A 14232-nucleotide genomic window follows, 5' to 3' on the forward strand; every position below is an offset into this window, starting at 1 on the left:
TGAAAAGTCTGCAATACGATGCCCTATGAATTTTGCATAAAAAGAATGGCACAACCAAAGAAGTGTTGAAAGAAATGAAAACCGGCAAGGAGTATAAAGTTAGTATGGATAGACTGGAAGAGTTAGCTGCAGAATTGCTTTCTGCAAGGGAGAGAGTATGAAAATAAAAGCTTTATTTTTAGATTTCTATGATACTTTGATTGAAATAAAAACGAAATATGTTAAAATTAGACTATTAGAATAAATGTGAAGGAGAAATTTTGTATGGTATATGCGAGACCTCCTTGTTAAGCCTTAATACAAAATAGTTCACGAGCACCTCCTATGCTTTGCTGTTATAATGAGCAAGGTCACTAATCTATCTTATATCAAATTATGACCTTATAGCAAAAATCATACTTGCAAACATTTTCATATGCGTATTGCATTTTTGTTTCCACTGCAAGTATGCAGGCAGCAATCAAAAATGAGAGGAGCTTGGACATGAACTATATTCAGAATGTCTGGAAGCTTTATGCCATCCGGTTCTTTCACAACCTGATACCTGCTTACGTGATTGAAAGGTTGTTTTGGGAACAAAGGGGCATGACGGTTCAGATGGTAATATACACAGAGATCATATATGCAGTAACTGTAGTATTGCTGGAGATTCCATCCGGTATCATCGCCGATAAATGGAGTCGGAAAAAGATGATGGTTTTAAATGCTTTTTTCGGCTGCTGTGAATTTTTGATACTGGTTTTTGCAACCGAATTCTGGCATTTTGCCGCAGCAGTGTTTCTGGCAGGTATTGGACGTTCCGCATGCAGCGGAGCTGAAAATGCACTGCTTTATGACTCACTGCTTTCAAAGGGTGAAGAACATTCTTTTGAAAAATGTCTGGGGCGCTTAAATGCCTGGGATTTTTCAGCGGCAATTCTGGCAGCATTGAGCGGAAGCCTAATGGCCAGCTGGTACGGATTTGAAATGAACTACTGGGTGTCCTTTACAGGGATGCTTGTTTCCCTCTGCATATCCCTTATGCTGGTGGAGCCTGAGGTAAAGAGCAAGACGGATGAATCAATTGCAATAAAGGAATATGTAAAAGCTTCAATACACTTTTTCAGAAGGAATCAAGGGGTATGCCTTGTATTGCTTTCCGGAATGGTGACAGGAGCTGCAATAAGCTTTATTGATGAGTTCTGGCAGCTTTATATAAGCAGACTGGGAGTCCCAGTAATATATTTTGGCTTGTTTTCAGCCGGGCTAAGCTTTTTAAGACTTCCAGGGAATGTACTTGCTTACAGAATCAAGAGCAGGATGAATTACAGGGCATTGATATCAGGAGTGGTTTTTGTATTTGCTGCTGGAATGTTATATTTATATGCAGTAAAAGGATACACCAGCCTTGCGGTGATTTTCATAATTTACATTGTATCAGGTATTATGGACCCTATAGCTACCGGATATTTGCATCATCGTATTGATTCTGCAATGAGAGCAACCATTGATTCGTTTCAATCTTTAGGATTAAGGACAATGGCTATCATTGTTGGGCTAGGGTTTGGCTTTTTCTCATCGAGATTTGATATCTTTGGTGGTTATGGGTTTATCTCTTTCCTATGCGGTGTGTTCTTAATATATTTCTTGATTTCGTCGAAAGGTGTTGTAGAATAGTAAAGCTGTAATAGCAACAGGGGCAGATTCATCTGCCCCTGTATAAATTTCTTGCCTTTCCTGGCGCTCAGATTAAAGATGCCTTCTCAATCGTTCTATAACCCTGCTTCTACCCATAATCTGCATGATTTCATAAAGATCCGGGGTATTAGTACGGCCTGTCAATGCGATCCTCAGCACCATAGCCACATCGCCAACATGACCTTTTAAATCGGATGGGTTTTTCTTAAAAGACTTCATGTCTCTGGCATATCCCAATTGATCACACAAACTTTATCAAATTTTATCACAGTTAAATAGTGTGTTATTCCTTTGATTAAATATTGATTCAGTGCATAATAAATATTATATCCAACTTGTCAAATGCAATATTGAGAATATATTTTCTCAACTACATCATAAGAGTTACAGCATAAAAAGATAACTTGGCACTTATTGACTCTGCCCCAAGGGCATACTCTACAATCAACTTAAGGGGGTGGAGATATGAGCTTGCTTATAAAGCTATTGTATAAACGCATCGGATTAATCACACCGACTATCATCATAAGTATATTTGCTATCCTGGCATCCTTATGGTGGAACGCACAGCTCAGTACAATCATCAACACTATTAACGCACACAATTTTGTTTCCATAAGAACAATAATTATTGCGGCAATTGCCATCTTTATCAACATGGGACTGGCTTATTCGTTGAATATGTGTTCAGGCTGGACATGTGAAACGTTGGCGCATGATCTCCGCATGGGATATGCTAAGTATTTCACTGCTTTGTCATTAGCCGAAATTGAAAATCTCAATGCGGGTGAACAGCTTTCCAGGCTTCAAAATGAGATAGGCGATGTGTCCGGCTTTCTTGGTGCCAACCTGTTTACCATTGTGAATGATTTGATAAAATTTATCGGCACCTTTTCATGGATGCTTTGGCTCAATCCGAAGTTGACGCTGCTTGCCAATATACCAACCGCCATTATCATGTGGTATACGGTTTATTCCAGCAAGGTCATTGGTAAAGCAACATATAGAAGCCAGCAGGCCAATGCACAAATGAACAATTTTGCGGACACGTTGATCACAATATTTCCGGTTTTGCGACTTTTTGACGCCAATCTACTTCTTCAGGAAAAATACAATACGGCCCTGGAGCAGTGGGAAAGTGCGAGTATCTCACAAGAAAGCAAACGAGCGAAACTGATGTCACTGTCAGCCTTGTTGTCATGCATCCCTCTATTATTGCTTTTTTTAATCGGCGGCACGCAAATCATTCGGGGGACTACAACCATTGGCACATTATATATTTTCATCAATCTTTCCGGGAATGTATCCGGCGTGATGATGAACATGCCGGGACGGATAGCCATGTTCCGTGGATTCTCAGCCAATATGAAAAGAATAGAACCGTTTGTATCGATAGAAAAAAGACCAGCTAATTAAAGTCAAGAGCTTTTTTTGAAAAATAAAAGAATTTTTCAAAAAACACATGAGCTAAAAAAGGCATGACAACAAGACCACCCAGGTGAAGTAGACATAAAATAGCTGGTCCAAAATAGTAAGTTGCTCTTTGAAAACTAAACATCAAGTAACAGTACTATTAAGCTGCTGTATGCTTTGCTGCAAGATTCTTCGCATGTTCCTGAGGGCTACGTAGCTGATAAGGCTTTCTATCCCTAAGAACAGCAAAAATATAATTAACAAGCTTACGCATAACAGCTCCTAAGGCCACTTTTTTAGGCTTGTTCTGGCATTTGTTTTTGTAATATTCCATCAGTACAGGGTTGCAAGCTGTTTTGTCACGCTTAGTGCGGATATTAGCAAGAGCAATTGTGAAAAGTACCCTGCGAAGCAGCCTTGACCCCCTTTTTGACATCTTGTTTTGTGTGCCGGTAAACTCTCCGGACTGCATTACAGAGGGGTCAATGCCGAAATAAGCAACTAGCTTGCCTGGCTTTGAAAAAGCTGAAAAGTCGCCAATTTCAGCCAGAATGGTAACAGCAGAGATAAGTCCTATACCTGGAATGCTTTGTAGAAGCTCGAGAGTCAGTGCCAGCATGGGTATGTCCTTTGCCATATCTTCAGCAATCAATGAACGAATGGCTTTGAGGACTTTCTCAAGGTTTTCCTCCAAGGTTTTAATCATAGAGATATACACCCCAAGCATGGCAATATTTGAAGAGTTATTAATGCTCAAAGGTGCAAATTCTCTGGCCTTGGAGACCAAAAGCTCATACTTTGCAGTTGACCACTTAAGGCTTCTGCGGGAATTCTTTTGTATCAGTGCAATCAACTTGTTTCTGTTGGCTTTAAGAATATGCACAGGCGTAGGATATTTTTCTAATACTGCGAGAGCAGCCTTTGAAAAGATGTTAGGGAATACATCCTTGAAGTTTAGCATGAGTTGGTCAACAATACCTGTAAGCCTGTTTTTGTAGGCAGTAAGTTCGTCAGAGAGCTTGTAGTACTGTCGGCAAAGGCTTCGCAGACATTCAATATCTTCATCTGGGATATTAGTAGTTTTAAGCTCCTGAAATCTGTATAGCAGGGCAATTTTCCGGGCATCAACTTTATCATTTTTCACTTTCCTGATTCCAATATTTTTGATAGAATCAGTTTGGATGGGGTTTATGATGGAAACCTCAAATCCAGCTTTACAAAGTGAATGGAAAAGGATTTTGTGATAGTGCCCGGTGGATTCCATGACGACGAAAGGCCTAGAATCAAAGTCCTTTTCCGTTTTTTTCAGTAATTTAACGGCTCTTTCAACGTCAGAACTGGAATCATGGCGGATCTTCATGCGGGCAATTACTTCATTGGATGGAGAAAGAATTGCCATCTCACTAAAGAATTTACCTACATCGATTCCTGCCATAGGTCTGAAATTCATAAAAAATGCCTCCTTTACAAGATGAATGGACTTAAAAGTCTCCATTCCTTCCCATGTAAGCAAACAACCTTGCATGTGACACGAGGAACCAGCTTTAAGCTGGCCTCAACCAGCCAAATCATGTAGACTTACCGGAATGGATAAATACTCTTTTTTACGGGTAATCGGCCCGCTAAGGTCCGTCCCAGGAGGTGAAACACACACCTTCCAAGTCCGGAAAATATTATACATGATTGTCAAAGTTCAGGCCAACAGATGCTGGCATAATGGCTAAGATGTGAAGCCGGATGATGTGCTTGATGTTTGGAAAAGTATGAAGCTTAAAATGTTATGTTAACTATAAAAATTGATGGGTCAAACAGTGGCTTTGGTCACTGATTTAATACAATATTAATTGTACAAGGAGGTAAAAAATGGGCATACGTGTTGAAAACTTGTCTTTTGCCTATGGTGAACACCAAGTCCTGCGGGATATAAATTTAATTGTTGAAACCGGTGAAAGAATTGGGATCATTGGGACGAGCGGCTGTGGAAAAAGCACGCTTTTAAAGCTGCTGGCAGGCCTATATTCAGCTCAAAAGGGTATTGTTGAGGTTCAGGGAGTGCGCAAGCCGAAGGAAATACGCAAGCATGTGGCAATGGTGATGCAGAATGCAATGTTGTTTCCGGCGAGCATTAAAGACAATATCACCTGCGGGCACCCTATGAGCGATGAAGTGATCATGCAAGCTTGCTACGCGGCGCAGCTTTCGGATTGGATTGCCACTTTGCCGGACGGAATGGATACTTTTGTGGGAGAACGCGGTGGAAGGGTTTCCGGGGGACAAGCGCAGCGTATTGCCATCGCCCGTGCCATTGCAAAAGGTGCGCCGGTTGTGTTGCTGGATGAGGCGATAAGCGCGCTGGACGGCGATACCAGCAATGCTGTTTTATCTGCGCTGGAAAGCCTTACAAAAGGCAAAACTGTAGTAAGCGTAAGTCACCGGCCCGAGGCTTTGGCAGGGTGCAGCCGTGTATACCGGCTGGAGGGAGGGCAGCTTTATAATGTGTAGCATACGGGAAATAGGGAAATTGTTTAAAATGGCAGGTAAGGTCAGGCTTTTCATCATATTGACATTGCTGCGTTGTCCCTTTGACGCTCTGCAAACGGCCATTCAAGCAAGCTTTTTACAGTTTGCCTTTAATTCGATAAATAAGGGAAGCCAAGAGGAATTAATTCATGTTTGTGTGTTGTTTGGTATTGGAAGTCTGCTTCTTTTTTTATATAATGGAACTATATGGACGTTATACGCCACTTTTGTTACAAAATGGGTGGGCACAATACGCCGAAAGTTGTTCAGGCATATTTCCTGCTTATCTTTGCAGCAGATTGAAGCAAAGCCGTCCGGAGAATGGATAACACGGCTGAATGCTGATGTTCAGGCAGCGACGGCTATATTAAACCAATCTATACATCTACCGCACGCAGTCGTGTCAACCGTAAATATTGGCGTGTCCTCCATGATTCTCGTTTTGATGGACCCGGGGATATTTGGGTTGATCATAATGTTTGTTATTCCGCATATATTAATCAGTCAGCTTTTTATCGCCAAACCCATGATCCGTTTTGCAATGAACGTGCAGGAAGCGACCGCAAGGAATGCCACGGATATGAATGCGCTTGTAACCTGCGCTGATACAGCCATCCTTTATGATGCACAGGAATTTCTATTGAGACGTTTTGAGAAAAGCAGCTTGGAGCTTAGAAAAGCCAACATGAAAATACAACATCGCAAGGCTATGGGAAGCGGATTGCTGCCATTGATGGGTATGAGTGGTTACCTTGTTATCTTACTGATCGGCGGAGGCTGGATGGCCGCCGGGACCATGACCTTTGGTGAGCTTACAGCAGCCTTTCAGTATAGGGGTGGCGTACTGGTAGGCTCGATGATGCTTATAAACAGTTTGGTGAATATAAAAACTGCGCTGGCGGGAGTAAAGCGCGTTAATGAAACGATGCGCATTGAATTGGAGGAATGAGTATGGAAGAACCATTGATGAGAATAGGCGAGATTGCGGCGTTTTTTAATGTGTCTGTGAAAGCGATACGCATATATGAGAAAAAAGGTATCATCAAGCCTGCAAAAGTCGATCCTGACACAGGGTATCGCTATTATTCCGCCGATCAGGTGCAAACACTGGATGCCCTGCTTGAGCTTAAAATGCTTGGATTTTCTTTGTCTGAGATAAAAAATATCCTATCAGGAGGGGTAAATAAGAACGACCTCGTGGCGGCGCTTGTACGAAAGCGTTTAGCGTGGCAGGACGCTATAGCCTCTGCTGAGAACAAGATAGATGCCATTGATAAAATAACCGAACGCATCGCCAAATCGAAGGAAGCAATTAAACTGCAAGAGCTTACTGACGAGCAGCGGGCGTGGCTCCTCGTTAAGATGGTATGTGTTGAGGATTTGCATGGCCAGAGCGTATTGAGCGAGGCGTTATGGCTGTGACAGCTTTAAAATTTAGTTTGGAATTTAAAAGTGGTCACAATTGAACTAATAAAAACTGCAATAATCAAAATTGAGACTGTTCCGGAGGTGATGCTGATAGATGCTGTAAATATGGGCTTTGATAAGCAGATTCAACAATATGCTAATGACGAGAGATTGTGAAGCTTTTCAACAAGCACAATTCCTGTCGCAAGCGGGAAGATGTGATGAAAACATGAGTTCAGAAGACATTGCAGGCTATATCGCAATCCAATTCCGGATCACATCGGTGTCAAAAAGGCTGAGGGATTTATCAAGCAAATGGGGGGCATAAATAAAATAAAAAATAAAGGCGGGTTATTTTATGGATGCGAATTTTAAAAAGCAATTGATAGAGTCCGGATATATTCATTTGCCACTGGAGGTTGATTATTCAAAATCATTGGAGAACAGACAGCTTCGAAAGAAAGCTAATAAAAGTGTCCTCCTCTGGGACGGCAAAGATATGGACTGTTGGTCGGCGCAGGGCAGGGGCATCATTGAACGTAAACAACCCGGTATCCTGCGTATAACTGTTCCTTCCCGTTCAGAATCGTGGCCGGAAGGGTCCCCTGAGGATGGAGACTATTGCTCCTTCGGGCAGCTGGAAGCTATACTCAATACAAATAATGCCGATTGGACAATGTATAATAGGCTCTATTTTAAGATTAGGCCTGAATGTAACGGTATGCATAGCCCCATGCTCAATGTGAGGTTGCGTAACGACGGCAAAATCAAAATCCCTGATGTGTATGAGCGAGAGGGATACCATATTGTGCATCTGAAAAATCATATCTGGAATGAATGCGTATGGGAAATCCCGGCCCTTCCACGGGACTGCATCACAAGCATCACCTTTGAGGTACACAGCTATGGGCAGGAGCTGTCTATGGACACCCATATGAGATATGATATATGCGATATCCGTCTTGAGGCTATTGATAAACCGGATATTACCATTGGGTGGCAGTGCATGGAGGACACTGCTGTCTACTCTACTGAAGCCTATTGGGCAGATGGAAGGAAAACCGCTGTAGCAAATACTACCGAAGAAATATTCCATATTCGTGATGTTAACAGCAATGAAATTGTATTCACAGGTAAAGCAGAACCTTTGAAAAATAAAAAAGGGTCCTTTTCCATCTTGGATTTTTCATCAGTCAAAACTGAAGGCACATACCGTATTGAGATGGGAAAGTTTATAAGTGAATCCTTCAGGATCTCCAACACTCCTCTTGAAGAATGTGTCTGGAAATTAATCAATTTTCTTTACTGTGAGCGCTGCGGTTATCCTGTCCAAGGCCGTCATGGCACATGTCACGGGGATATTATAGCAAAACACAACGGCTTAATCCTTGCATATAACGGAGGATGGCATGACGCAGGAGATGTTTCCCAACAAACTGCGCAGACCGCTGAGGTGGTTCATGCTCTTTTGGAAATGGCGGGTAAGGTTAAAAATGACCGTTTGCTTTATAACCGCATCATGGAAGAGGCTGCATGGGGCATGGATTTTGTATTGAGAATGCGTTTCGGCGACGGATACCGTGCCACAAGTGCAGGAATACGAAGATGGAGTAATGGCCTTATCGGAGATATGGACGATACTATGGCAAGGGTGCATAACCATTCATTTGAAAACTTTCTGATGTCAGGAATCGAAGCGTATGCGGTATCAGCCTTCAGGGACAGAGACCCTGAGTTGGCCTGGAAATGCCTGCAATCCGCTAAAGAAGACTACCATTTTGCCGTTGAAAGATTCAGAGAAAAAGGAATGGAGCTCCCCGTCATCTTCGAACATACCTATAATTCTGGGCTATCGCAATACCTGGCTACCCAAAGCTGGGCAGCCTCCATGATTTACTCCGCTTGCGGTGACAGCTATTATGCAAAACAGGCGGAGATTTATGGGGACAGACTGATGGAATGCCAGGAACAGGGCAATCCTGAGATACCATTAAAGGGCTTTTTCTACCGCACCCCTGAAAAAAAGACCATTGTACATTTTAATCATCAATCCCGGGAGCAAATATTCATGCAGGCTCTTGAAGCGCTCTGCCGCTCCCAGCCTGACAACCCACGCCGCATTGCATGGGAAAACTCCATGCGAATGTATGGTGACTACATCAAATCGATTATGCAGTACACCCAGCCGTATGACCTCATACCCGCCGGTATCCATTGCATTGATGAAGTTGAGGATAGTGAGACCTTTGCCCTATTGCATCTTATGACCAGGTATGAAGACGAAAGGGATAACTACAGGCAGCAGCTCGAAAACGGCATCAAGCTCAACGAAAAATACTATATGCGTTGTTTCCCCGTATGGTTTTCTTTCAGAGGGAACAGTGCCGTACATCTGGCAGCGGGCAAAGCGGCATCGATCATCGGCCGATATTTTGACGATAAGGAACTCATTGAAATTGCGCGGGGGCAAATATATTGGACCCTCGGTAAAAATCCCTTCGGTCAGTCGCTCATATATGGCGCAGGGAGCAACTATGCCCAGCAATACGGTGCGTTGAACGGTGAGATGGTGGGCAGCATACCCGTGGGCATTCAAACAAGAGGAAATGAAGACATCCCGTATTGGCCCATTGAAAACAACGCGACATACAAAGAGGTATGGACTACCTCAGCCGGACGATGGCTTTGGTTGGCTGCTGATTTATATTAACAGACGAAAAAAAGTAATCCGGCACTGAAAATATTCAAAACCGATAAAGGAGAGAACGATATGGCTATACTTGCAATAGACCAGGGCGCATCCAAAACTTCAGTTCTTGTTGCATCTTTGGATGGTCGAATCCTTGGGGAAGGTAAATCGGAGGGAGCCTGTTATTTTACTGTGGGTCTGGAGAGAGCAAAATCTGCCATAATGACAGCGGCATTCCAGGCCTTGGCTCAAGCCGGTCTGACTATTAATGACATTTCAATTGTTATTGGCGGGCTTGCTGGGGCCAACTGGCCGGATGAGATAGAGATGTTGCAAAATGAAATGAAAAGCCTTTTCAAGCTAGAAAAGGCATGGGTGTGGAATGACAGCGTCATTGCATTGCGTGCTGGTACGGATTCTGACTGCGGGATTGTACTTTGCTGCGGGTCAGGAATGAACTGTGCGGTTGTCATTGGAGGCAAGCTTCATGCTGTTTATAACAATTATATCGATTCCGTGGATCAAGGCGGAGAAGGATTCGGACACAGGGTGCTAAAGGCGGTATTCCAAAGCCATATAAAGATTAAAGGGCCTACTTCCCTGACAAAGCGAGTGATGGAGTTTTTTGGGTATGATGATATGGATGCCATGCTGCTTGCTTATCAGCGCGGTCATCTTACAAGGCGTCTTAAAGATATTTCCGTGCTTTTATTTGATGAAGCAAAGCATAATGATAGGGAGGCTCTTGAGATTATTTACTCCTACGGGAAGTCTATCAGCAGATATGTTACATCGGCGATAAAAAGATATGACATCGACACTAAAAAATGCGAGGTAATTTTGTCCGGCGGGCTATTCAAGATAGACAATCCACTTCTTGCGGAGACGGTATGTTCCCATATCCATAGGGTATACTCGGATGTTAAGATAAAGCAGGCCAAGTACGAACCTGTGGTGGGTGCCGTTTTGATGGGACTTGATATGATTGAGGCTAAAGATGGCAAGGCGCATGAGCTCTGCAAAGAGGAAGCGGAGAAGTGGGGACTTACGCGCTTTGGCCGAGGCTGATTCAATATGATATGTAACTCCATATCATTTGGGACCTGCGGTTTGAAGTCGGAAATTTTCAATTAAAGTGGGAAATCTGTTAAAGCCAAGAGGCTTAACTGCTTCCGTTGGATTGGTGAGATGCAGTGTATGCTTTGATGAAAGAACGCAAAAAAGCATGGAGATAGAACCATCAAGCGTGGTGGCGGCTGCAGCTCACGGAGACAGCTTGACATGTATTTCGCGCAGAAGATTATTTTGAAGATTAATTATTTTAGCAAATTATTACTAAGGAATGATGATGGACTTCCGGATATAAATTTCAGCAAAACAAAAAGATGCCTGAGGTAGTGTCAAAAGTTCTATGAAAGAATAAAATTTTGACGCCAGAAATGAGAGTATTTACCAAATATGCACATTGGAAACCAAATAAGCAACAAGAAAAACCATGGGAATATAATACCTGTGGATTTGATGGATAACCCGCCCGAGGCATGGATAACAAGTGGATAAAGCATTGGCAACGAAAAGCGTGTTGCCAACACTTTATCACACAAGTTACCCACACCCCTCAAATCAGCGGGTTACCCACAAACTCCACAGGTTCGGCGGCGACTGTTTTGCTATGCTATGCTACAAAAATAAGAGGATGAATTTCGTTCCTTAAGCAGATTGTTGGGCTTTGATGTATTCTTGGGACATTTTAATGAGTGTAACCCACCTGGCAGGCATATTAGGCCGGTCTTTGAGCTCTTCTAAGACCACCGGCACCCTGCCTTCCAGAGAGGAATGAGGCCTTAGGAAGTTGAAGTAGGCTACAAACAGTGTAAGGAAGGATACTGAACCTGCATAGTTGTTAAAACCGTTGGTGGGTCTGTAGTTTCCCTTGAAGGTGCGGTTTAACCTTTCGATGATCTGCTTTAAAGGCCTGTATTCTTCGGAGATAGGGTCGTCGTTGGTAAGACCGATTACCTGCTTTATGTCAAAGTGGATGCCGTACTGGGCGAAATAGTGTTGAGCAAGCATGTAAATAGGGTTCCCGTCAAAGATCAGGGTAAGATCCTCAGGAAGCTTATCGAACTTGGACAATGCTTCGTCAAGAGCATAAATTGCAGCTTTAACATCACGGTTGGCAGAGACGGGGTATGAGAGGATAATCTTCTTTACTGCGTCGAATATAAAGAATACGTAATGCCATTTGCCCAGAACCTTTATGTACGTCTCATCCCCGCAGATGGAATCTGAGAGATCATACTTGTAGTTGTCAATGAAGGGTTTAATGTTTGTGGCAACAGCATCGGCATAATTTGATACCGACTGATGAGAAACACTTACACCATGTACTTCACGCATAAGGGCAGCTGTCATCCGGGTAGAAAGGCCAAAATTGACATGGTATGTAAGTATCAGCCCCAGGACGTGAGGAGAGACATAAAGCCTTGATATATCTACACTCGGAGGCTGGGAAGGCTTTCTTACCAAAGGCTCAAAGTCAATATCAAACTCCCTGTAGATGTAATGGAGCTTGAAATCATGTGGAGAAGACTTGTAGCGCTGCTTGTCTTCCTCGGACATGGAATTGAGCCTGTCAAGGTAATAGGGGCACTTGGAGTTGGTGCACTTATGTACGTTGAAGTCCTTACGCTCTTTCTTAAGTTCCAGTGTCCTTCCACAGTGGGGGCAGAGGAAGATGAGATTTTTTAGGTAACGGTTTTTCTTGTTGAAAGTGCACTTGCAGACTTTGCATAAGTACTGGCCTTTACCACCGGTATTGTCGTAAAGGTATTCATGAGGAGCTCCACATCTTGGGCAGGCCATAGTATCAGGGACTGTAGAAGCTTTTCTCCTTGTAATAGGGGTTATAAGCTTACCGGTTTCCTTGAGATGATTTGAAATAAGCTGCTTATAATCAAGCTTCTCAAGTGTCTCAATAATCGGCATGGTATCCACCACAAGCTTGCGGTAAGGCTTCCTAACAGGCTCATCGTAGTACTTGCGGACGGATCCTTTACTAAAGAGTGCACACATGAGGTAAATGATAATTTTAGCTTGTATTTGAATGTATAGTAGTAAAACTGTTATAATGTTGTTCAAAGGTACTTAACTCCTTTCTTTGGGGGTTGTCCAGCAACAACATTATACCAAAAAAAGGGCAAGTACCTTTGCCTTTCTATACATTCTTAATTTCCAGTTAAATGAGGGTAAAACCCTTAATAATATAAAAGCAAGTAAAACCAAGGGTTAGAGGTCAAAAGCATATCAAAACTTTTGACACTACCATGCCTGAGAAAGGGGTTACAATATGAAAATAACCATTGCCAAGAGCTTGGACGACTTTTACAAGCAATCAGCCGAGCGTATTGCATCCAAGATAATTGAAAAGCCTAAATCGATTATAGGGCTTTCCACCGGACGGACGACGGGCGGCATTCATAAAGCGCTTGTGGAGCTTTATAGAGAAAAACCGTTTGATACATCCCAAGTCACTGTTTTTGGCCTGGATGAAGTGACGAATATAAGCAGGGAGTGCAAGGCGAGTTGTTACTGGCTTCTCCTCAATCAAGTTGTTGAGCCGCTCGGGATTCCGCTCAGCAATTTTATTATGCCGGACCCCTTTGCAAAAGATTTGCAAAGGGAGTGTAGAAAATTCGAAGACAGGGTGAGCAATGATAATGCTTCAGATCTTCAGATGCTCGGAATTGGTGAAAACGGGCACATTGGATTCAATCAGCCGGGAACACCATTTGGCAGCACCACATGGATTTCTTATCTGGATGATTCTCTTGATGAACGCCTCCGCAGAGAGAACAATATAGCCCCTGATGTTAAAATGGGTGGCCTTACGCTGGGAATAAAAAATATCATGTGGAGCAAAAAGATCGTTTTGGTAGCCAGCGGCAAGAATAAGGCAGATATAATTGAAAAAGCTTTATTTGGACCGGTTTCAGAGGATGTTCCCGCATCGGTGCTACAGCTTCATCCCGACTGTGAAGCCATACTTGATCCGGAAGCTGCACAGCAGATTGTAAAGCATCTATGAGCTTGATATAAGCAGAGTAAAAATACCTTTTTAATATAACAGAGTGATGAGAATGTGAGCTATGAAGAAATATTGCTGCAGCTGGTTTTGCAGAGATGGAAAAGCGGAGAAGCAAACGGCATTTGGCTGCAGCCTTGGCGAACGTGAAGGCATGAGATATCCTTCAAGGCTTTATAAAGTCAGGATAATGCCCGAAGCAGTAGCCAATCAGTTTATGACATCTTAGCAAAAGTGGAAAGCTCAGGTTTTGGAGCGTATTTTTGTGGGCAGTGCAATCCTGATATAGCAAATCATTATAGAAAATAATTGCATAAATAAAACACATATGTTATCATCTATATGAAATCATTGAAAGAGAGGTAATCCAATGCCAGCTAAGTCTTAACTTGATCAATTGAATATGAACTGAATAAAGCGGTTTCTTACCCATTATGGGTTT

14 protein-coding genes are annotated in these 14232 nt (G+C 42.8%); 11 read left to right on the forward strand and 3 right to left on the reverse strand.

What is annotated here, in order from left to right:
* Nucleotides 1-32: 32 nt before the first annotated feature.
* Entirely contained in the window at nt 33-161 is a 129-nt protein-coding gene (locus CDO33_RS21395) for a hypothetical protein (protein ID WP_274540224.1), read from the forward strand.
* Nucleotides 162-483: 322 nt separating this feature from the next.
* Nucleotides 484-1656: an MFS transporter gene (locus CDO33_RS02130; protein WP_103083061.1), complete on the forward strand. Its 1173-nt coding sequence runs from the start codon at nt 484-486 to the stop codon at nt 1654-1656.
* A 72-nt stretch (nt 1657-1728) separates the two neighbouring features.
* Here the strand turns inward: CDO33_RS02130 and CDO33_RS20680 are convergent, their stop codons facing one another.
* On the reverse strand, nt 1729-1896 hold the full coding sequence (locus CDO33_RS20680; protein WP_161496605.1) for a hypothetical protein: 168 nt from the start codon (nt 1894-1896) through the stop codon (nt 1729-1731).
* A gap of 246 nt (nt 1897-2142) precedes the next feature.
* Here CDO33_RS20680 and CDO33_RS02135 point away from each other — a divergent pair, with 246 nt between their 5' ends.
* Complete coding sequence (locus CDO33_RS02135) at nt 2143-3093, forward strand: ABC transporter transmembrane domain-containing protein (protein ID WP_103083347.1); 951 nt, start codon at nt 2143-2145, stop codon at nt 3091-3093.
* 157 nt (nt 3094-3250) lie between these two features.
* On the opposite strand, the gene CDO33_RS02140 is transcribed toward CDO33_RS02135, so the two are convergent.
* Nucleotides 3251-4540, reverse strand: coding sequence for an IS110 family RNA-guided transposase (locus CDO33_RS02140; protein ID WP_027621409.1), 1290 nt, complete (start codon nt 4538-4540; stop codon nt 3251-3253).
* A 413-nt stretch (nt 4541-4953) separates the two neighbouring features.
* On the opposite strand from CDO33_RS02140, the gene CDO33_RS02145 reads away from it, so the two are divergent.
* The 6 genes from CDO33_RS02145 (at nt 4954) to CDO33_RS02165 (ending at nt 10774) form a co-directional block, all read left to right on the forward strand.
* Nucleotides 4954-5592, forward strand: a complete 639-nt coding sequence (locus CDO33_RS02145; RefSeq protein ID WP_103082790.1) for an ATP-binding cassette domain-containing protein — start codon at nt 4954-4956, stop codon at nt 5590-5592.
* Nucleotides 5585-6559, forward strand: coding sequence for an ABC transporter transmembrane domain-containing protein (locus CDO33_RS02150; RefSeq protein WP_103082789.1), 975 nt, complete (start codon nt 5585-5587; stop codon nt 6557-6559). Before CDO33_RS02145 ends, CDO33_RS02150 begins: the two co-directional genes overlap by 8 nt.
* 2 nt (nt 6560-6561) lie before the next feature.
* Nucleotides 6562-7032: a MerR family transcriptional regulator gene (locus CDO33_RS02155; protein WP_161496599.1), complete on the forward strand. Its 471-nt coding sequence runs from the start codon at nt 6562-6564 to the stop codon at nt 7030-7032.
* Between the two features lie 30 nt (nt 7033-7062).
* Nucleotides 7063-7194 (forward strand): hypothetical protein, encoded by a 132-nt coding sequence (locus tag CDO33_RS21400; RefSeq protein ID WP_274540225.1) that lies wholly within the window; start codon nt 7063-7065, stop codon nt 7192-7194.
* 181 nt (nt 7195-7375) lie between these two features.
* The gene (locus CDO33_RS02160; RefSeq protein WP_103082787.1) at nt 7376-9727 is read left to right on the forward strand and encodes a glycoside hydrolase family 9 protein; all 2352 of its coding nucleotides are present in this window, start codon (nt 7376-7378) and stop codon (nt 9725-9727) included.
* Nucleotides 9728-9787: 60 nt separating this feature from the next.
* Nucleotides 9788-10774 carry an N-acetylglucosamine kinase gene (locus CDO33_RS02165; protein WP_103082786.1) on the forward strand — a complete coding sequence of 329 codons (987 nt, stop codon included), beginning with the start codon at nt 9788-9790 and terminating at the stop codon, nt 10772-10774.
* A gap of 642 nt (nt 10775-11416) precedes the next feature.
* On the opposite strand, the gene CDO33_RS02170 is transcribed toward CDO33_RS02165, so the two are convergent.
* Nucleotides 11417-12781: a DDE-type integrase/transposase/recombinase gene (locus tag CDO33_RS02170; protein WP_207655289.1), complete on the reverse strand. Its 1365-nt coding sequence runs from the start codon at nt 12779-12781 to the stop codon at nt 11417-11419.
* A 274-nt stretch (nt 12782-13055) separates the two neighbouring features.
* Here CDO33_RS02170 and CDO33_RS02175 point away from each other — a divergent pair, with 274 nt between their 5' ends.
* Together CDO33_RS02175 and CDO33_RS20685 are read left to right on the forward strand one after the other, a co-directional pair.
* A complete protein-coding gene (locus tag CDO33_RS02175; protein ID WP_103082785.1) occupies nt 13056-13793 on the forward strand; it encodes a 6-phosphogluconolactonase in 738 nt (245 codons plus the stop codon).
* Between the two features lie 61 nt (nt 13794-13854).
* Nucleotides 13855-14019, forward strand: a complete 165-nt coding sequence (locus CDO33_RS20685; RefSeq protein WP_161496598.1) for a hypothetical protein — start codon at nt 13855-13857, stop codon at nt 14017-14019.
* Nucleotides 14020-14232: the final 213 nt, after the last annotated feature.

This window comes from Clostridium thermosuccinogenes (assembly GCF_002896855.1).
GTDB classification, from domain to species: Bacteria; Bacillota; Clostridia; order Acetivibrionales; family DSM-5807; genus Pseudoclostridium; species Pseudoclostridium thermosuccinogenes.

Excerpts from the sequence above, each read along its gene's own strand:
- CDO33_RS02175 (WP_103082785.1), top strand. The coding sequence starts at position 13,056 with ATGAAAATAACCATTGCCAAGAGCTTGGACGACTTTTACAAGCAATCA.
- CDO33_RS20680 (WP_161496605.1), bottom strand. The coding sequence starts at position 1,896 with ATGAAGTCTTTTAAGAAAAACCCATCCGATTTAAAAGGTCATGTTGGC.
- CDO33_RS02130 (WP_103083061.1), top strand. The coding sequence starts at position 484 with ATGAACTATATTCAGAATGTCTGGAAGCTTTATGCCATCCGGTTCTTT.
- CDO33_RS02145 (WP_103082790.1), top strand. The coding sequence starts at position 4,954 with ATGGGCATACGTGTTGAAAACTTGTCTTTTGCCTATGGTGAACACCAA.
- CDO33_RS02150 (WP_103082789.1), top strand. The coding sequence starts at position 5,585 with ATGTGTAGCATACGGGAAATAGGGAAATTGTTTAAAATGGCAGGTAAG.
- CDO33_RS02135 (WP_103083347.1), top strand. The coding sequence starts at position 2,143 with ATGAGCTTGCTTATAAAGCTATTGTATAAACGCATCGGATTAATCACA.
- CDO33_RS02140 (WP_027621409.1), bottom strand. The coding sequence starts at position 4,540 with ATGAATTTCAGACCTATGGCAGGAATCGATGTAGGTAAATTCTTTAGT.
- CDO33_RS20685 (WP_161496598.1), top strand. The coding sequence starts at position 13,855 with ATGAAGAAATATTGCTGCAGCTGGTTTTGCAGAGATGGAAAAGCGGAG.
- CDO33_RS02160 (WP_103082787.1), top strand. The coding sequence starts at position 7,376 with ATGGATGCGAATTTTAAAAAGCAATTGATAGAGTCCGGATATATTCAT.
- CDO33_RS02165 (WP_103082786.1), top strand. The coding sequence starts at position 9,788 with ATGGCTATACTTGCAATAGACCAGGGCGCATCCAAAACTTCAGTTCTT.
- CDO33_RS02170 (WP_207655289.1), bottom strand. The coding sequence starts at position 12,781 with ATGTGTGCACTCTTTAGTAAAGGATCCGTCCGCAAGTACTACGATGAG.
- CDO33_RS02155 (WP_161496599.1), top strand. The coding sequence starts at position 6,562 with ATGGAAGAACCATTGATGAGAATAGGCGAGATTGCGGCGTTTTTTAAT.